19 protein-coding genes are annotated in these 18,362 nt (G+C 64.3%); 15 read left to right on the forward strand and 4 right to left on the reverse strand.

Translation table 11 applies throughout. From position 1 onward, the window contains the following. Window positions 1–15 precede the first annotated feature (15 nt). Window positions 16–606: a J domain-containing protein gene (locus tag BMF35_RS11975; protein ID WP_047006124.1), complete on the reverse strand. Its 591-nt coding sequence runs from the start codon at window positions 604–606 to the stop codon at window positions 16–18. Between the two features lie 55 nt (window positions 607–661). On the opposite strand from BMF35_RS11975, the gene BMF35_RS11980 reads away from it, so the two are divergent. From BMF35_RS11980 to BMF35_RS12040, 13 genes are all read left to right on the forward strand, one after another. Beyond that, window positions 662–943, forward strand: a complete 282-nt coding sequence (locus BMF35_RS11980; RefSeq protein ID WP_173426179.1) for a BolA family protein — start codon at window positions 662–664, stop codon at window positions 941–943. Beyond that, window positions 940–1,647, forward strand: coding sequence for a glutathione S-transferase (locus BMF35_RS11985; RefSeq protein WP_047006125.1), 708 nt, complete (start codon window positions 940–942; stop codon window positions 1,645–1,647). The genes BMF35_RS11980 and BMF35_RS11985 overlap by 4 nt, the downstream gene beginning before the upstream one ends. A gap of 13 nt (window positions 1,648–1,660) precedes the next feature. Further along, window positions 1,661–2,548 carry a pirin family protein gene (locus BMF35_RS11990; RefSeq protein ID WP_047006126.1) on the forward strand — a complete coding sequence of 296 codons (888 nt, stop codon included), beginning with the start codon at window positions 1,661–1,663 and terminating at the stop codon, window positions 2,546–2,548. 101 nt (window positions 2,549–2,649) lie between these two features. Next, complete coding sequence (locus tag BMF35_RS11995; protein ID WP_047006577.1) at window positions 2,650–3,180, forward strand: FKBP-type peptidyl-prolyl cis-trans isomerase; 531 nt, start codon at window positions 2,650–2,652, stop codon at window positions 3,178–3,180. After that, entirely contained in the window at window positions 3,177–4,076 is a 900-nt protein-coding gene (locus BMF35_RS12000) for an alpha/beta fold hydrolase (protein WP_047006127.1), read from the forward strand. The genes BMF35_RS11995 and BMF35_RS12000 overlap by 4 nt, the downstream gene beginning before the upstream one ends. A 53-nt stretch (window positions 4,077–4,129) precedes the next feature. Beyond that, complete coding sequence (gene hisG, locus BMF35_RS12005) at window positions 4,130–4,810, forward strand: ATP phosphoribosyltransferase (RefSeq protein WP_047006128.1); 681 nt, start codon at window positions 4,130–4,132, stop codon at window positions 4,808–4,810. Further along, on the forward strand, window positions 4,810–6,105 hold the full coding sequence (gene hisD / locus BMF35_RS12010; RefSeq protein WP_047006129.1) for a histidinol dehydrogenase: 1,296 nt from the start codon (window positions 4,810–4,812) through the stop codon (window positions 6,103–6,105). The genes hisG and hisD overlap by 1 nt, the downstream gene beginning before the upstream one ends. After that, window positions 6,102–6,569 carry a transcription antitermination factor NusB gene (gene nusB, locus BMF35_RS12015; RefSeq protein WP_047006130.1) on the forward strand — a complete coding sequence of 156 codons (468 nt, stop codon included), beginning with the start codon at window positions 6,102–6,104 and terminating at the stop codon, window positions 6,567–6,569. Before hisD ends, nusB begins: the two co-directional genes overlap by 4 nt. Before the next feature lie 105 nt (window positions 6,570–6,674). Continuing rightward, window positions 6,675–7,550 (forward strand): thiamine-phosphate kinase, encoded by an 876-nt coding sequence (thiL, locus tag BMF35_RS12020; protein WP_418202094.1) that lies wholly within the window; start codon window positions 6,675–6,677, stop codon window positions 7,548–7,550. A 136-nt stretch (window positions 7,551–7,686) separates the two neighbouring features. After that, window positions 7,687–9,837, forward strand: a complete 2,151-nt coding sequence (locus BMF35_RS12025; protein WP_047006132.1) for a sodium-translocating pyrophosphatase — start codon at window positions 7,687–7,689, stop codon at window positions 9,835–9,837. A gap of 199 nt (window positions 9,838–10,036) precedes the next feature. Continuing rightward, on the forward strand, window positions 10,037–10,852 hold the full coding sequence (locus BMF35_RS12030) for a hypothetical protein (RefSeq protein ID WP_047006133.1): 816 nt from the start codon (window positions 10,037–10,039) through the stop codon (window positions 10,850–10,852). 59 nt (window positions 10,853–10,911) lie between these two features. Beyond that, window positions 10,912–11,811: an acyl-CoA thioesterase gene (locus tag BMF35_RS12035; protein ID WP_047006134.1), complete on the forward strand. Its 900-nt coding sequence runs from the start codon at window positions 10,912–10,914 to the stop codon at window positions 11,809–11,811. Between the two features lie 35 nt (window positions 11,812–11,846). Further along, the gene (locus BMF35_RS12040; protein ID WP_047006135.1) at window positions 11,847–12,599 is read left to right on the forward strand and encodes an EcsC family protein; all 753 of its coding nucleotides are present in this window, start codon (window positions 11,847–11,849) and stop codon (window positions 12,597–12,599) included. 9 nt (window positions 12,600–12,608) lie between these two features. Here the strand turns inward: BMF35_RS12040 and BMF35_RS12045 are convergent, their stop codons facing one another. The 3 genes from BMF35_RS12045 to uvrC form a co-directional block, all read right to left on the reverse strand. After that, complete coding sequence (locus BMF35_RS12045; RefSeq protein WP_047006136.1) at window positions 12,609–13,277, reverse strand: DedA family protein; 669 nt, start codon at window positions 13,275–13,277, stop codon at window positions 12,609–12,611. A 121-nt stretch (window positions 13,278–13,398) separates the two neighbouring features. Next, window positions 13,399–13,680 carry an energy transducer TonB gene (locus tag BMF35_RS12050; protein WP_236781526.1) on the reverse strand — a complete coding sequence of 94 codons (282 nt, stop codon included), beginning with the start codon at window positions 13,678–13,680 and terminating at the stop codon, window positions 13,399–13,401. Between the two features lie 94 nt (window positions 13,681–13,774). Next, window positions 13,775–15,733 (reverse strand): excinuclease ABC subunit UvrC, encoded by a 1,959-nt coding sequence (gene uvrC, locus BMF35_RS12055; protein WP_047006137.1) that lies wholly within the window; start codon window positions 15,731–15,733, stop codon window positions 13,775–13,777. 76 nt (window positions 15,734–15,809) lie between these two features. Between uvrC and BMF35_RS12060 the strand changes: the two genes are divergently transcribed. Further along, window positions 15,810–17,093 carry an APC family permease gene (locus BMF35_RS12060; protein ID WP_047006138.1) on the forward strand — a complete coding sequence of 428 codons (1,284 nt, stop codon included), beginning with the start codon at window positions 15,810–15,812 and terminating at the stop codon, window positions 17,091–17,093. A gap of 3 nt (window positions 17,094–17,096) precedes the next feature. Further along, window positions 17,097–18,278: a BaiN/RdsA family NAD(P)/FAD-dependent oxidoreductase gene (locus BMF35_RS12065; RefSeq protein WP_047006139.1), complete on the forward strand. Its 1,182-nt coding sequence runs from the start codon at window positions 17,097–17,099 to the stop codon at window positions 18,276–18,278. Window positions 18,279–18,362: the final 84 nt, after the last annotated feature.

An 18,362-nucleotide genomic window follows, 5' to 3' on the forward strand; every position in this document is an offset into this window, starting at 1 on the left:
GATGGCTTTGGTCTTTCATCCAAAAGCATCCGCCCGCTTCAGCAGCTGATACGCCTCCACCACGCGCTGCAAATGCGCTTCCTTGCTGCGGTCCCCGCCATTGCGGTCCGGGTGGTATCGACGAACCAGTTCGGAATAGCGGCGACGCAGCGATCGGCGATCCGCCTTCGCGCCGAGGCCCATCACATTCAGCGCCTCCCGCTCGCGCGGGGTAAAGCGGCTGGCGTCGCTGTAATTGCGACCGGCAGCCGCCCGCTTGATGTCGCCCGCGCGCGCATTGATGGCATCGAGCGGATCGGCAAAGTCGGCCCAGCGCGGCATGCCATCAGCGCCCGCCGTCGGACGGAACGCCGGAATTTCCGTTTGCCAGCCGCTGCCTGGAGCCTGCGCTGCGTAGATTTCGTCCGCGCTCATGCCTTCGAACCAGTCATAGCCCGCGTTGAATTCACGCACATGTTCGAGGCAGAACCAACGCCATTCGCCCGGTCCATCGAAGGAATTGCCCGCTCGTCCCGGTGCGCGAAATTCGCCCGGCTCGCGGCAGGTGGGGTGCTCGCACACCCGCCCTCCGCTTTCATAGCGCCCGTGGAACTTCTCGTTTCGCATGAACAGCCTTGAATGGGGATTGCTTCGCGCGAAGGGAAGCCCCACCTTGCCGGCCATGAGCGGACCCATCCAGAAAGAGATCGAAACCCTGCTGCGCGGCGCGCTGGCGCCCACACGGCTGGAGGTCATCAACGATAGCGCGCAGCATCATGGCCACGCAGGCGATGATGGCAGCGGCGAAAGCCATTTCACGGTGATCGTCGAAAGCCCGCATTTCGAGGGCAAGAACCGCCTTCAGCGACAGCGCATGGTGCTGGGCGCGCTGGGCGATATTCCCGGCGAGCGCGTGCATGCTTTCGCGATGAAATGCTACGCGCCGGGAGAAGGCCAACCATGAGTATAGAACTCTGGTATTGGCCAGACATTCCGGGTCGCGGTGAATTCGTGCGCCTGTTCTGCGAGGCGTTCGAGGTCGACTATACCGACATGGCGCGTGAGCAGAGCGCCGACGCCATGGTAGAGCATATGCATGGGCTGAGCGGCATTCGCCCTTTTGCCCCACCTTACATCGTCGATGGCGAAGTCATTATCGGTCAGACGCCGCTGATCCTGCAATATCTCTCCGACAAGGAAGGGCACGGTTCGGGCGAGATGGAGACCGATCTCGGCCTGCTGCAGCTCCAGCTCGACATCGCCGATTTCGTGGAGGAGGTGCACTCCGTCCACCACCCCGTCGCGCATGACTTGTATTATGCCGACCAGATGGATGCCGCTTTCGAGAAAGCTGCCTATTTCCGCGCCCAGCGCATCCCCAAATACCTTATCCATTTCGACAATGCGATTGCGGCGAGCGGCGGGCCTTTCATGCTCGGCCAGCAGCCCAGCCATGTCGATACAAGCCTTTTCCAAGTGATGGAGGGGCTGGACTATGCCTTCCCGCGTTACATGAAGGAAATGCAGGGCCACTGGCCGCATCTCGAAGGGCTGCAAGGCGCCGTGCCGGAGATCGAGGGCGTTGCCGATTACCTCGCCAGCGAACAGCGGCTGGAGTTCAGCGAAGACGGGATATTCCGGCATTACGAGGAGTTGGACGAGCAATAGGAGAAGCGCGCAAATGTCCATCGTGAAGACCGTCACCCCCACCAGCCACGATCTTGGCGGTTTCACCGTGCGGCGCGCGGTGCCGAGCAAAGAGGCGCGCATGGTGGGGCCGTTCGTCTTCGTGGACCAGTTCGGCCCGGCGCAGCTTGATCTGGGCAAGGGAATGGATGTGCGCCCACATCCGCATATCAACCTCGCCACCGTCACATGGCTGTTCGACGGCGCGATCGAGCATCGCGATTCCATCGGCAGCTATTCCACCATCCGCCCCGGCACGGTGAATTTGATGACGGCGGGCAGCGGCATCGTCCATTCGGAGCGCAGCCCGCAGGAAGAGCGCGCGAAAGGCCCGGCGCTGTATGGTATGCAAACCTGGCTCGCTCTGCCGGACGGTCAGGAAGAGATCGATCCTGCGTTCGAGGCCGTCAGCGACTTGCCATGGATCGACGGCGACGGCGCGCGGGCGCAGATCATCATGGGTGAGCTCTGGGGCGAGCGCGCGCCCACAACGACGCATGCCGAAACCATCTATGCCGAAATCGTGCTGAGCGAAGGCGGCTCGATCCCCATCGATGCCGAGGCAGACGAGCGCGCGTTGATGCTGGTCGGCGGGGATGCCAGCGTCGACGGCATGGCGCTAAACCTCTACGATCTCGTCGTGCTGAAACCTGGCGCGGCGATGACGCTTTCCAGCCGCTCCGGCGGGCGCGTGATGCTGCTGGGCGGCGAAGCCTTTGCGACCAAGCGCCATGTCTGGTGGAATTTCGTGAGCAGCGACCGCGAGCGGATCAACCAGGCAAAAGAAGATTGGCGCGAAGGCCGCTTTGCCAAAGTGCCGGGTGACGATGCGGAGTATATCCCGTTGCCCGATGGCAAGCCGAAGACGGTCAGCTATCCGTGACGCAAATCGTCATCCCCGCGCAGGCGGGGATCCAGCTTGAGCGCGACACACCCATGGATTCCCGCTTTCGCGGGAATGACGAATGTGGTTTAGGAAATGCCATGAAGAAACCCGTCCTTCCCTTGATCGCCCTCGGCCTTGCCGCCGCTTCCGTCGTCACCGCTACCGCGCAGGACATGGCGGCACCCGCGCCCGGCGAAGTCGGCAGCCTCGAATGGCACAACGCGCAGCAACTTGCTCTGCATGAACGCACTGCGGCGGATGGCTGGTCCACGCTCGACGGCGGCATCAAGTTTCGGCGGTTTGGCGGAGACGGAAGCGGTCCGGCGCCTACTGTCGAGGACGAAATTACCATCCATTATCACGGCACCTTTCCCGATGGCACGGTGTTCGACAGCTCGCTTGAACGCGGTGAGCCCGCCACTTTCCCACTCTCGCGGCTGATCCGGGGTTGGCAGACGGCGATCCCGTATATGGGTGTGGGTGACAGTGCGACGGTCGTTATCCCGGCAGAGCAGGCCTATGGTCTGGAAGGCCGTGGGCCGATCCCCGGCGGCGCTACCCTTATTTTCAATATCGACCTGCTGGGCATCCCCAGCCAGCCGAGCGTGCCTCCAGCTATCTCGCAATGAGCGAGCTCACCCGCGTCGAGCTGCAAAACGGCATTGCGCTGGACGTCTGGGACAGCGGCCCACGCGATGCACCCGCGCTCATATTCCTGCACGGTTTTCCCGAGAACCACCGGACCTGGCGGCACCAGATCGAGCATCTAAACACGCGCTTCCGCTGCATCGCGCCCGACCAGCGCGGTTACGGCAATTCTTCGCGGCCCGAGGGTGTGGAGCATTACGATCCGCAAGCGCTGGTCGGCGATATCGTCGCTCTGGCAGGCGCCCTTGATGTGGCCGAGTTTACCGTGGTCGGGCACGATTGGGGCGGTGCGCTGGCATGGGGCATTGCCGCGTTAGGGCAGGCGACCGGCCTCGTCACCCGCGCCGTGATCGCCAACGCCCCGCACCCCGCCGTCTTCCAGCGCCTGCTGCTGACCGACCGCGCCCAGCGCGAGGCCAGCCAGTATATGCGTACTTTCCGCGATCCCGCGAATGACGCGCTGGTGCGCGAACACGGGCTTGGCGCGCTTTTGCAACAGGCGCTCAGCTGGACGGACCGCCCGGATTACGATCCGGCCGAACTGGCAGTGCTGATGGAGCAATGGTCCGATCCGGACCGCGCCATCGCCATGCTCAACTGGTACCGCGCCAGCGGCATCGGCGTGCCGGGCATGGACGATCCCTATGCCGATCCCGCCGATGTCACGCCGCCGCCCTTCCCGCGCCTCGACATCCCGACGCTGGTGATCTGGGGCATGGACGATGAGGCACTTCTGCCTGCCAATATCGAGGGGCTGGACGAGTGGGTGTCCGACCTCACCATCCAGCGCGTTCCCGATGCAGGCCATTTCGTGCCGTGGGAAGCGCCCGACCCGGTGAATGCCGCGATGGCAAGGTTCCTGGAAAAGACCGCGTAAGCGCCTTTGGGCGGCATTGCCCTTTCAACCGCTTAGCCCTACATCGCGCGCCGATGACACAAACCGCCGACACCGCCCGGTCCGGGCCCCTGACTTTCGCCATTCCCAAGGGACGCATCCTCGACGAGGCGCTGCCGGTGATGGCGGATGCCGGCATCGTGCCCGAGGCCGCCTTTCACGACAAGCTGGACCGGTCGCTCAGCTTCGCCGACGAGACTGGCGATATGCGCATCCTGCGCGTGCGTGCTTTCGATGTGGCAACTTTCGTGGCTTTCGGCGCGGCGCAGATGGGGATTGTCGGCTCCGACGTTGTCGAAGAGTTCGACTATTCGGAGCTCTATGCCCCGGTCGACCTCGGCATCGGTGCGTGCCGCCTTTCAGTGGCAGAGCCGGCAGACCCTGCCGAACAGGGCAGCGGCAATGCCAGCCACTTGCGTGTGGCGACGAAGTATCCGAACCTCACCAGCCGATATTTCGAGAAGCAGGGCATCCAGGCCGAATGCATCAAGCTGAACGGCGCGATGGAACTCGCCCCGTCCATCGGCCTTGCCGGCCGCATCGTGGACCTTGTGTCCACCGGCGGTACGCTGAAATCCAATGGTCTGGTGGAGACGAAGGTCATCATGCAGGTGAGCGCACGGCTGATCGTCAACCGCGCCGCCTGGAAAACCGATCCGCGCGTTGCCGCGCTGGTCGAGCGTTTCCGCGCGCAGGCCGAGAGGGAGGCCGCCTGATGCGCCGTCTCTCCATCCATGACGAGGACTTTGCCACCAAGTTCGACCGGATCGTCGAGGACCGCCGCGAAAGCGACGCCAACGTCGCCAGCGATGTGCGCTCGATCATCGAGCAGGTGCGGCTGAAAGGCGACGAGGCGCTGGTGGATTACACCATGCGTTACGACAAGCACGCGCTCACCGCCGATGTCGCCAGCTGGAAGATCGGCAAGGACCAGTGCAAGGTCGCTTACGACATGCTGCTGCCCGACGTGCGCGAGGCGCTGGACCTCGCGGCCACGCGCATCCGGGCTTACCATGAAGGCCAGCTGCCCGAAGATCGCGACTATCGCGATGCGACGGACACGCGCATCGGGGCGCGCTGGAATGCGGTGGAAGCGGCGGGCCTGTATGTGCCCGGCGGCCGTGCAGCCTACCCCTCCAGCCTCCTGATGAATGCGATCCCGGCAAAGGTTGCAGGCGTGGACAGGCTGGTCGTCTGTACGCCGACGCCGAAAGGCGCGATGAACGACCTCGTGCTGGCTGCCGCGCATCTGGCGGGTGTGGACGAAATCTGGCGCATTGGCGGCGCGCAGGCAGTTGCCGCGCTCGCCTATGGCACGCGGCGCATCCGCCCGGTCGATGTGATCACCGGCCCGGGCAATGCATGGGTCGCGGAAGCCAAACGCCAGCTTTACGGCGTGGTCGGCATCGACATGGTAGCCGGGCCGAGCGAAATCCTGGTGATCGCCGACGACAGGAACGATCCCGACTGGATCGCGGCAGACCTGATGAGCCAGGCCGAGCACGACCCGACCAGTCAGTCCATCCTCATCACCGATGACCGCGCCTATGCTGCCGCCGTGGAAGATGCGGTGGACGTGCTGCTCGCCCAGATCGCCACCGGCATGACCGCCACCGAGAGCTGGGCGCAGCACGGCGTGGTGGTCGTGGTGGACGATTTGCTGGAGGATGCCCCGGCCCTCGCCAATCGCCTCGCCGCCGAACACGTCCAGATCGCGATCGACGATCCCGAAGCGATGTTCGCCAAAATTCGCCATGCTGGCAGCGTCTTCCTTGGCCGCCACACGCCCGAAGCCATCGGCGATTATGTCGCCGGGCCGAACCATGTGCTGCCGACCGGACGCCGCGCGCGCTTTTCCAGCGGGCTTTCAGTGCTCGATTTCATGAAGCGCACCAGCTTCATCGAACTGGACGAGGCCGGTCTGGCAAAGCTCGGTCCGGCCGCCGCCGCGCTGGCCGAAATCGAAGGGCTGCCCGCCCATGCCCGCAGCGTTACCGTGAGATTGAAATGAGCCAGAACAAACGCTCGCCAAATAGTCGTTCAAGGGCGAGAAGCGCCGCGCGCCTTGCCGCCGTGCAGGCGCTGTACCAGCGCCACATGGAAAAGACCGCGCTCGCCAAACTGCTGGACGAGTTCCACCAGCACCGGCTCGGCGCGGAGATCGAGGACGAGCAGTACGAGGATGCCGAAGTCGAATTTTTCGACGACGTCGTTTCCGGCGTGGTCGCGCGACAGGTGGAGATCGATACGCTGTTGACGGGGCGTCTGGCCGAAGGCTGGACGCTGCTGCGGCTCGACAAGACCATGCTGCAGATCCTGAGATGCGGGGCCTACGAGCTGCTCGCCCGCGCCGATGTACCGATGGCCACCGCAATCAGCGAATATGTCGATGTGGCGCATGCCTTCTTCGACCAGCGTGAAGCGAAATTCGTAAACGGCGTGCTGGATGGCGTGGCGAAGGAAGTGCGGGCTTAGCTCCTTTTCATCACCCCGGACTTGATCCGGGGTCCGGCTTCCTTTTCAAGTCATAGAGATAAGAGCGGGATCCCGGATCAAGTCCGGGATGACGGAGTGCCCAACTTGAACGAAGCCGAATTTATCGCCGCCCTGCGCAGCCTCCCGCTCCACCCCGGATCGCGTGGCCTGATGGACGATGCCGCGGTGCTGGAATTCGGCGGCGAAACGCTGGTCCTCACCCACGACACGATGGTCGAAGGCATGCATTTCCTGCCGTCGCAGGACATGGCCGATGTCGCTTGGAAGCTGGTGGCCACCAACCTGTCCGACTTGGCAGCAAAAGGCGCGCAGCCTGTTGGCATCTTGCTCAGCCACATGCTGGGTGAAGACGACGACAGGTTCGTCAGCGGCCTTGCCGAGGTTTGCCAGCACTACAATGTCCCCCTGCTGGGCGGGGACACCGTTTCGGGCGACGGCACGCGCGTGCTCGGCTGCACCGCCATCGGACGTGCGACGCATGTGCCCGTCCCCGCACGCTCCGGCGCGCAGATCGGTGATCATCTTTACGTCACCGGCAGGCTGGGCGAAGCGATGCTGGGGTTCGAGGCGCTGCGTGATGGCACTGGGGCCGACAGCACAGCCTATCGCCGCCCGCTGGCGCGCATGGCCGAAGGGGAAACGCTCGCCCCGCTCGTGACCGCCATGATGGATGTGTCGGACGGATTGCTACTCGATGCGTTCCGCATGGCCGACGCCAGCGAAACGTCATTCGCCATCGACACCGCCGCCATTCCCGTTGCGGACGATGCCCGCCGCATGGATTGCCTGACATGGGGCGACGATTACGAGCTTCTCTTCACCCTGCCCGCTGACGCGCATCCGCCAATCCCGGCCACACGCATCGGGAGCGTCGAGCCGAAAGGCTTCGCCTCCCTGTTCGTCGATGGCGAGCCGGTGACCAACCCGCAAGGCCTGGGCTACCGTCACGAAGCGCCGTAAGGGCACCCTGCCGTCCCGGCTTCGGGGATAGCGCGCGCTTTGGCGCTTGTGCCCTCGCCTCTCTTTGCTAAGCCTTGCACACCTGCGGACCCGGCAAACCGGGCCGTTTTCATTTGGAAGAGGGGATACAAGCGACATGGAGCTTGTCTTTTACGCAATCATAGCTGGTGTGCTGGCCGTGCTTTACGGCTTCATCACCAGTCGCCAGGTGCTGGGTGCCAGCGCCGGCAACGCCAAGATGCAGGAAATCGCAGGCGCGATCCAGGAAGGCGCGCAAGCCTATCTGAACCGCCAATACACCACCATCGGCCTCGTCGGCGTGGTCGTGGCCGTGCTGGTCGCGGTATTCCTCGACCTTATCCCGGCCATCGGCTTCGTAATCGGTGCCGTACTGTCGGGCGTGGCAGGCTATATCGGGATGAACATCTCGGTCCGCTCCAACGTGCGCACCGCTGCCGCTGCGGAGAAGGGTTTGCAGGAAGGCCTTACCATCGCTTTCCGCGCAGGTGCCATCACCGGCATGCTGGTGGCGGGCCTCGCCCTGCTGGCCATTTCGGTGTTCTTCTACGTGCTGGTCGGCCCGATGGGGCTGGAAGCCAATAGTCGCGCCGTGATCGACGGGCTTGTCGGCCTCGCCTTCGGAGCCTCGCTCATCTCCATCTTCGCGCGCCTCGGCGGCGGTATCTTCACCAAGGCCGCAGACGTCGGCGCAGACCTCGTCGGCAAGGTGGAAGCGGGTATCCCGGAAGACGATCCCCGCAACCCCGCCACTATCGCGGACAATGTGGGCGACAATGTCGGCGACTGTGCTGGCATGGCTGCCGACCTGTTCGAGACCTATGTCGTCACCGTGGGTGCGACCATGGTGCTCACCGCGCTGCTGCTGACCGGTATCGGCGACCTGCTGCTGCCGCTGATGACCCTGCCGCTGCTGATCGGCGGTGCCTGCATCGTCACCAGCATCATCGGCACGTACTTCGTGCGGCTCGGCAAGGGCGGCACGAACGTGATGGGCGCGATGTACAAGGGCTTCGGCGTCACTGCCGTTCTCGCCATCCCGCTGATCTACCTTGTCATCCAGTTCGCACTGGGCGACATGAATGCGCCGATCGGCGGCGTGGACCTGAGTGCGGTCGATGCGGGCAACCCCGCGGAAGAAGGCACTGCTGCCGTCACGCAGAGCTTTACCGGCATGGACCTGTTCTGGTGTTCCCTGATCGGTATCGTGCTGACAGGCGTCATCATCTGGATCACCGAGTATTACACGGGCACCAATTTCCGCCCCGTGCGCTCGATCGCCAAGGCTTCGGAAACGGGTCACGGCACGAACGTGATCCAGGGCCTGGCCATCAGCCTGGAATCGACCGCCCTTCCCACCGTCGTCATCATCGCCGCCATCATCGGTGCGTATGAACTGGCGGGCCTCATCGGTCTGGCTTACGGCGCGACTGCCATGTTGGCACTGGCCGGTGTGGTCGTGGCTCTCGATGCTTACGGCCCTGTCACCGACAATGCCGGCGGTATTGCCGAAATGTCGGGCCTCGATGAAAGCGTTCGTGAAAAGACGGACCTGCTGGATGCCGTTGGCAACACCACCAAGGCCGTGACCAAGGGCTATGCCATCGGTTCCGCCGGTCTTGCCGCGCTGGTGCTGTTCTCCGCCTATACGGCCGACCTTCGGGCCTATTTTCCCGATGTGGACGTCGATTTCAGCCTGGAGAACCCCTACGTCATCGTCGGCCTGCTGCTCGGCGCGCTGCTGCCCTATCTCTTCGGAGCCATGGGCATGACCGCTGTCGGCCGCGCTGCGGGCGATGTGGTTGTCGATGTGCGCGACCAGTTCAAGAACGATCCGGGCATCATGGAAGGCACCAGCCGTCCCAACTATGCCCGCACGGTGGACCTCGTCACCAAGGCAGCGATCAAGGAGATGATCATCCCCTCGCTGTTGCCGGTGCTGGCGCCCATCGTGGTGTTCTTCGTGATCCGCTGGATCGACGGCCCGCAAAGTGCCTTCGCGGCGCTGGGCGCGCTGCTTCTCGGCGTAATCGTGGGCGGTCTCTTCGTGGCGCTTTCCATGACTGCCGGTGGCGGCGCATGGGATAATGCCAAGAAATACATCGAAGACGGCAATCACGGCGGCAAGGGCTCCGAAGCCCACAAGGCCGCGGTGACGGGCGATACGGTCGGTGACCCTTACAAGGACACTGCCGGCCCCGCCGTGAACCCGATGATCAAGATCACCAATATCGTGGCCCTACTGCTGCTGGCAGCCTTGGCGCACTGAGCCGAACCTCCCGAAAGGGTAAACAAAAACCCTCCCCGGCGCGCGTCGGGGAGGGTTTTCTTTACCACGCGCCTTAAAACTTCCTTCTGCCCCCGCCCCATAGAGCACACGGATATTCACGGCACGATCCGACCACCGGAGGTTAACCAGTTTCATTGGCCCAGCATGTCCGCCCTTCCGATCCAGCGGAGCGACACGCATGAGCCATTATGTCGGGCAATTGCACGGACGGTCCGTCGGGTCGCAGCAGATCTTCAATGCGCGCAGCCGTTCGTGGTTCGAAGCCTCCTACCCCGAAGGCCCGCACAAGCTGGAGCATAATCTCCACGCCCATCCGCTGCTGGAGCTGGAAGCGCTGGCGCAATTGGCGCAGACCCTGCCCGCCGAAAGCGTCCAGGTGAGCCCCGCCACACCCGGCCATGCACGGCGCGCCGGATCGACAGCGAATATCGCCGAAACAGTGCGCATGATCGCCGATGCCGAAAGCTGGGTGGCCCTGCGCAATATCGAGCAGGACGCGTCCTATGCCGCCCTGCTGCAAGAATTGCTGGGCGAATTGTCGGAGGTCATCGCCGCCGCGACGGGCCGGATCGTCACGCCCACAGGGGCAATTTTCATTGCCAGCCCCGATGCTGTGACGCGGGATTTCGCGGACTCGCACCACGCGATGTTGCTGCAATTGCACGGTGCCATGGCGCTGGAAGTGACGCCGCCCGTCGATGCGGAGAGGCGCGGCGATGCTGCAGAGCGCTTTGCCTTCACCATGCAGCCGGGAGAAGCGATGTTCGTCCCCGCCCTGGCCCCGCACCGCGCAGCAAACGGACATGGCGCATCGGTGGCTTTGGCTATCGCGTGGCAATCGGCATGGAGCATCGAACAAGGCGATGCACGCGCATTCAACGCCGTCATGCGCAAACTCGGCCTCACCCTTCGCACGCCCCGCCGCTGGCCGGCCCGCCACCGCGTGAAAGCGCTGGGCGGCCGCATGGCGCGCGCACTCGGACTAACCGCCTGAGCACCAAGCCTACGCCGCCTGCTTGACCTCGCCCGCGCGCCGTTCCATTGGCGCTGGCAATGGCAACACCTCCCAAACAAGACCAGACGCCCGAAGAACTGGTGGCAGAACTCGTCCTGCTGCTCGATCTCGATCCCAAGGGCGGCGACCGTTTTATCGGCCGCAGGCGACCCGATGGCACGGGGCGCGTGTTCGGCGGGCAGGCGGTGGCGCAGGCGCTGGGCGCGGCCAGCCGTACGGTCGACGAGGATCGCACTGTCCATTCGCTGCACGCCTATTTCCTGCGCCCCGGCAGCGACGATCATCCCATCGAATATCGCGTGAAGCGCGATCTCGACGGGCGCAGCTTTTCCAATCGCCGCGTGGTCGCCAGCCAGGATGGCAAGCCGATCCTGAACCTCACTGCCTCTTTCCAGAAGCCGGTCGACGGCCCCGGGCACCAGTTTGCCGACATGCCCGACGTGCCCGGCCCCGAAAGCCTGACGCCCGATGCCGCCATTCGCCGCAAGGTCGCGGATTTCGTGCCCGAGGGGAAGATCAAGCAGTTGCTGTTGCGACCCTTCCCCATCGATTTTCGCTCGGTGGAGGAGCGAGACTGGCTGCAACCGCAAAAGCGCGAACCCAAATCGCATGTCTGGTTCCGCACCGTCGCGCCGCTGCCTCTGGAGGCTGCCGTGCATCAGGCGGTGCTGGCCTATACATCGGACTTCCAGATCCTCGCCACGGCGCTGCATCCGCATGGCAAGGGCATCCATACCGGCCAGGTGAAGGGCGCGAGCCTCGATCACGCCGTGTGGTTTCATGACAGCTTTTCCGCCGATGACTGGCTCCTTTTCGTGACCGACAGCCCATGGAGCGGCGCGGCGCGCGGCTTTTCGCGCGGGCAGGTGTTCACGCGCGACGGGCGCCTTGTCGCCAGCGTCACGCAGGAAGGGATGCTGCGTCACGTGGATGGCTGACGGAACGGGAGGCTCTTCCTTCCGTTGCCAAAGATATGGACTTCCAGCGACAACAGGCGAAATTTCGCCGTAGCAAGCCCTCCCGCCTCGGCCGCGGGATTGAGCGCCTGACCCACCCATTCGGCAAGGCCATTGCCGGTGTCCTGCCCCGAGCGGCGGTGGAAGCAGTGCTGAAAGGCATCGACAGCGCTGTGGGCGCGCCGCAGCTCGTCAATTTCGACCACGACCCCGCAGACCTCGTCGCCGCCCGTCGCGCCGCCACCCGTGTATCACGCGCTGCGCGCGCCATCAGCGGGTCGAGCGGAGCGGCAGCGGGGCTCGGCGGCATAGTCACCGCCGGCCTGGATATTCCCGCGACGATCGCCATCGCGCTACGCACGATCCGCGATACCGGGCGCGCCTATGGTTATGAGGGCTTGGGGCCGCAGGAAAAGCTGTTCCGCCTGCAAATCCTCGAACTTTCCGCAATCAACGATCCGGAAGAACGGCAGGCACGCATTGCCGCGCTGGAGGCGTCCATCGGTCCGGATGGCGAGCTTGTGGCTGCCGACCATGAAAAGATCGTCCCCGTCGTGGACCAAGCCATAGAACGCGTATCGCGCGCCATCGCGCTCAATTCCTTTCGCAGCCGCGCGGGGATGATCGTGCCGATCATCGGCTCTGCCGTGGGCGGCATCGTGAACGTGTCTTTCCAGGGCGATGTCGGCGAGGCGGCGCGCTTCGCCTTTCAGGAGAGGGCGCTGAGAGCGCGCGACAACCCGGGCGCTGCTGCCACGGTCGAAGTGTAGCAGTCAAAGTCAGGCCTTGTTGCGGCGGAGCGTGGTGACAAGCGCGAACCCGGCAATCCCCAGCGCGGGTATCCCGATGGTCGCGATCAGCAGCAAGTCTTCCGGTCGGTCTTCTCCGATAGCGCCGCCAAGACCGGTATAGGCCAGTGCCAGCAACGCATTCGCCATGCCTATGGACGTGAGGAAACGTGCCATCGGATAGCACGCGATACCGGCGGCGATCAGGATGACTTCCCCCACAACCGGAACCGGCCGCGTTGCGAATAGGAGCAGCGCGGAGATGCCCGCCGCTCTTGCCTCTGCCAACTGCATGTCTTTTTCGCCCAGCAATCGCCGCGCTAACGGCCTGCCCGCATAACGCCCGATGCAATAGGCGATGAGGCTTGCCGCCATAATGCCCAGCCATGTCGCCAATGCCGCCAGCCACCAGTCCAGCGCGCTGCCCGCCAGCGCGCCGATCAGGCCGTGCGGCAAGGCGGCAAACGCATCCAGCGCCAGCAGGCCTACAATCGTTGCGAATGCTTCTGCCGGGGCCGCATCGGCCAGCGTCCTCGTCCACTCGATCAGCGTGCCGCCGAAGGGCAGGATGACCAGCATGGGCACGACGAATAGTGTGAAAGCCAGCCCGCCGATCTTCGCCCAGCGCCGCCAGGTCTCGCTACGCTTCTCCTGTCTCACCGCGCCTCCCCCCTGCGCCTGATACCCACACAAACGCGCCTGCCAGTCCTACGCCTTCCTGCTGACGCGTCATCGCATGTTCGCCGAATGGGGTGTCAGGGTTGTGAGACACGGGTATCGCCTAGTTGATCGCGTAGACGACGGCGGTAGACCAGCTACCCTCGACCGGGTTGCCCGATCTGTCCAGCGCCGGTTCGAAGCGGGCATAGCGTTCCATCCCTCGGCATGCCGCATCGTCGAGGATCGGAAAGCCGCTGCTCTTGGTGATCCGGCAGGCATTCACCCGCCCATTTGTGCCCACCGTCACGGTAAACTGGACCCGGCCCTCCTGCTCCTGACGCAGCGCCCGGCTGGGATAGTTCTCGATGATCCGCCGCGCCCACTGGGCCTGTTCGAGCGGCACTGCGCCACGGGACAGATCGGGCTCGCTTGTTGCGCATCCCGTCAGAAGAAGTCCCGTCGCTGCCAAGATGGTTACAAACCGCATCTCTGCCCCCTCATCCACTCGCATGGTAAAAATCATACACCGTTTGCGCAACGCTTTCGCTTACGCCCGGCACGCGCTTCAGATCGTCCAGCGCGGCGGCGCGGACTTTGCTGGCGGTGCCGAAATGCAGCAGCAGGGCGCGCTTGCGGGCCGGGCCGATGCCGGGGATCTCGTCCAGCGGGCTGGCGCTGATGGCGCGGCTGCGCTTGGCGCGGTGCGCGCCGATCACGTAGCGGTGCACCTCGTCGCGCAGGCGTTGCAGGTAGAACAGGACGGGCGAATTGGTAGGCAGCGTTTTTTCGCGCCCGTCGGGAAAGTGAAACACCTCGCGCCCCTCGCGCCCGTGATGCGGACCCTTGGCGATGGCGATCAGCGGCACATCGTCTATGCCCAGTTCCTCCAGCGTATCGCGCACCGATGACATCTGGCCCTTGCCGCCATCGATCAACACGAGGTCGGGCCAGACGCCCGCCTGTTCGCGGTCAGGGTCTTCCGTCATCGCCCGGCTAAAACGGCGCTGCATCACCTCGCGCATCATGCCGAAATCGTCATTGGTCTGCGCGGTCTTGATGTTGAACTTGCGGTACTGGTTCTTCACGAAGCCCTCCGGCCCCGCGACGATGAACGCCCCCACCGCCTTCGCGCCCTGGATGTGACTGTTATCGTAAACCTCGATCCGCGTGGGGACTTCGGGCAGCTCCAAGAACTCGGTCATTTCGCGCATGATCTTCGCCTGCGTGCCGCTTTCGGCCAAACGCCGGTCAAGCGCCTCCACGGCGTTGCGTTTTGCCTGCTCCATCAGCTTGCGCCGCTCGCCGCGCTGGGGGGTGGAAATTTGCACCTTGCGCTCAGCCAACTGGCAGAATGCCTCTTCCAGCAGCTCCTGCTCTGGCAGGGTGCGATCGACGAGAATATGGCGCGGCGGCGGCACCTCTTCATAGAATTGCAGCAGCACATCGGCCAGCACATCGGCCTCGTCCAAATCGCCGGTATTCTTCGGGAAAAAGGCGCGGTGCCCCCAGTTCTGCCCGCCGCGCACGAAAAAGCCCTGCACCGCGATCTGGCCGCCCTTGGCATGCAGGGCAAAGACATCGGCATCTCCCACGCCATCGGCATTCACCGCCTGGCTGCCCTGGATGAAGGTCGCCGCGCGCAGCCGGTCGCGCAGCAGCGCCGCGGTTTCGAAATCGAGATCCGCCGCGGCCTTGGCCATCTGCTTTTCGATCTTGGCCTGCACGGCGCCTGACTTGCCGCCGAGGAAGTCCTTCGCCTGCCGCAGCAGTTCGTCATAGCCTTCCTTGTCGATCCGCCCGACGCAGGGCGCGCTGCATCTTTTGATCTGGTAGAGGAGGCAAGGCCGCTCCCGCCGCGAGAAAAAGCTGTCGGTGCAGGATCTTAAGAGAAACAGTTTCTGCAGCGCGTTGATCGTGGTGTTCACCGATCCGGCGCTCGCGAACGGCCCATAATAGCTGCCCTTGTGCCGCCGCGCGCCGCGATGTTTCAGGATGCGCGGGAAGGCGTGGCCTTCGCGGAGCAGTATGAAGGGGAAGCTTTTATCGTCACGCAGCAACACGTTGTAAGGCGGGCGAAAACGCTTGATGAACTGCGCTTCCAGCAGCAGCGCCTCGGCCTCCGAATTGGTGGTGACGATTTCCATGGCGCGCGTCTGGCTGACCATGCGTTTCAGCCGGTTGGAAAGCGCCTTGATCTGCGTGTAATTCGCCACCCGCGCCTTCAGGCTGCGTGCCTTGCCCACGTAAAGCACATCGCCGCGCGCATCGAGCATGCGGTAGACGCCGGGCTTGGGCTTCAGCGTCTTCACCACTTCGCGGATGGCGGTGGTGCCCGCTTCCAGATCGGGCTGCGCGCCTTTCTGTCCGCTGCCTTTGACGGTGTAAGCCGCGCGCTCCTCGTTGAACCGCTCCTTGCCCCGGGGATCGGGCGGAGAACCTGCTTCGCTGCGCGCCATGGCCCACAGATAGGCGGGGGATGCACGTTTCTCAATTGCTTGCGTGACGCGGTGTTTACAGGCACCTCGCAAAGCCATGGACGGATCGACGACGACGGAAAAGCTCGCCCCGAAGCGCACGGTGGGCTTTTGGGGCAATGCGCTATTCCAGCTGAATGGCATGATCGGCAGCGGCATCTTTGCCCTGCCCGCCGTGCTGGTGGCCGCCGTGGGCAGCTTTGCGCCCATGATGATGCTGATCGGCGGGGTGATCTTCCTGCCGCTGGTGCTCGTCTTCGCATGGCTCGCCCGCCGGTATGACGGGACGGGCGGGCCGATCCTCTACGGCAAGACGGCCTTCGGCGATTTTGCGGGGTTCCAGGCAGGCTGGGGCCGCTACGCCTCCGGCATGGTGGCCATGGCGGCGAACACCCATGTGATGATCGCCTATTTCGCGGCCATCTTCCCAGCTCTGGAGGATGTGACTGTCGCCACCGTGGTCGTCGTGCTCACGATCCTCGCCTTCACCGTCATCAACCTGTTTTCCATGCGGCAATCGGTCAACACGCTCGGCGGGCTGACGGTGCTGAAGCTGGTGCCGCTTGTTATCCTGATTGCTGCCGCCGTGTTCGGCCAATTCACCTCGCCCGGCATTGTGCTGCCGCAATTCAGCGAAGTGGAAAGCATCGTGCTGATCCTCTTCTATGCCTTCATCGGCTTCGAAGGGGTGACTGTGCCCGCAGGCGAATCCACCAATCCCAAGCGCGATATTCCCCGCGTGCTCGTCACGGTGCTGGCGGGCGTGACCGTCCTCTACGCCATCATCATCTGGGCCTATCTGACAATTGCTCCGGCGCAGGACGAAAACATCAGCGCGCTGGCTAGCGCCGCACAGGTCGCGCTGGGCGATTGGGGCGCGCTGATGATCGTGCTGTGCGCGGGCTTCTCCATCGCGGCAAACAGCTTTGGCGGTCTCATCATCGTGCCGCGCATGGCCTACGGCATGGCAGAGCAGAAGATGCTGCCCGCCTGGTTCGAGAAAGTGCATCCGCGCTTTCTGACGCCTTTCAATTCTATCGCCTTTTACGGCATCTTCTCAGCGGCCTTTGCCGTGTGGGACGGGTTCGTCGCGCTTGCCGCCGCCAGCACTTTGTGCCGCCTGCTCACCTATTGCATTACCGCCGCTGCCCTGCCGGTGATCGAGAAACGCGAAGGCATGTTGAACCCGCTTCACGCTGTGGTCGCCGTGCTGGCCTTTGCCGCCAGCGTGTGGATCGCCAGCCATGCCAATGCCGATGCGTGGCAGATGTTCGGCACGCTGGTGCTGGTGGGCACCGGGCTCTATTTCATCGCGCGGCGGCGGGATGCGGCTACAGCCTGAAGCATGAGCGACACGTTCGATGCCATCATCCTTGGCGGCGGGGCTGCCGGGCTTTTCTGCGCTGCCGAAGCGGCGAAGCGCGGACGCGATGTCTGCGTGCTGGAGCGGGCCGGAGCGGTGGGGAAGAAGATTCTCATCTCCGGCGGCGGGCGCTGCAATTTCACCAATATCGGCGCGGGTCCGGAAAATTACCTCAGCGCCAACCCGCATTTCGCCAAGAGCGCGCTGGCCCGCTACACGGCGCGCGACTTCCTCGACCTGGTCGAGAAGCACGGCATTGCGTGGCATGAGAAGACGTTAGGGCAGCTCTTTTGCGATGGCAGCGCGAAGCAGATCGTGCAGATGCTGCTGGACGAATGCGACGCCGCGCCCGGCGCGGTGGACATACGCTGCAATCAGGAGATCGGCGATGTATCGCGGGCCGGCGATAGCTTCACAGTCACCACGCAGCACGGCAACATCACTGCGCCGAAGCTGGTCATCGCCACAGGCGGGCCGTCGATCCCCAAAATGGGCGCGAGCGATTTCGCCTACAGGCTGGCACGCCAGTTCGGCCTCAAGGTCGTCGAACCGCGCCCTGCCCTCGTGCCGCTTACGCTTGGTGGAGAGGATGTGCTGTTCCGCGAGCTTTCGGGCGTCGCCGCGCCGGTGGAAGCCAGCGCCGCCAAGGGCCGCTTCCGCGAAGCTGCGCTGTTTACCCATCGCGGACTGTCCGGCCCGGCCATCCTGCAAGCCTCCAGCTATTGGACCCCCGGCGAGCCGGTGACGGTTAATTTCCTGCCGGACCTGCCTGCCGACTGGCTGCTGGACGCAAAGCGCGATCGCCCGCGTATCACCATGAAGGCCGCCCTGCGCGAGCACTTGCCCGACAGGCTCGCCGATACGCTTTCGGAGCGGCTCGGCGTGTCGACGGAACTGGGCAACGCACCGGACAAGGCCCTTCGCGCCGCGCAGGAGAAGCTGGCGCGCTGGACCTTCCGACCTAACGGCACCGAAGGCTTTGCCAAAGCCGAAGTCACCATCGGCGGCATCGCCACCGGCGAATTGTCATCGCAAACGATGGAGGCGAAGAACGTGCCCGGCCTGTTCGCCATCGGCGAGGCGGTGGACGTCACCGGTTGGCTGGGCGGCTACAATTTTCAATGGGCCTGGGCGAGCGGCCACGCGGCGGCCCAGGCGCTCTGAAGAAAACCAGCCGCGCCGCATTCGGCGGTGCGCAGCGCAGCGGAGCGGAGCGCGTCTAGCGACGACGAACGCGCGGATGTGCGT

Source organism: Aurantiacibacter gangjinensis (assembly GCF_001886695.1).
Classification (GTDB): Bacteria; Pseudomonadota; Alphaproteobacteria; order Sphingomonadales; family Sphingomonadaceae; genus Alteraurantiacibacter; species Alteraurantiacibacter gangjinensis.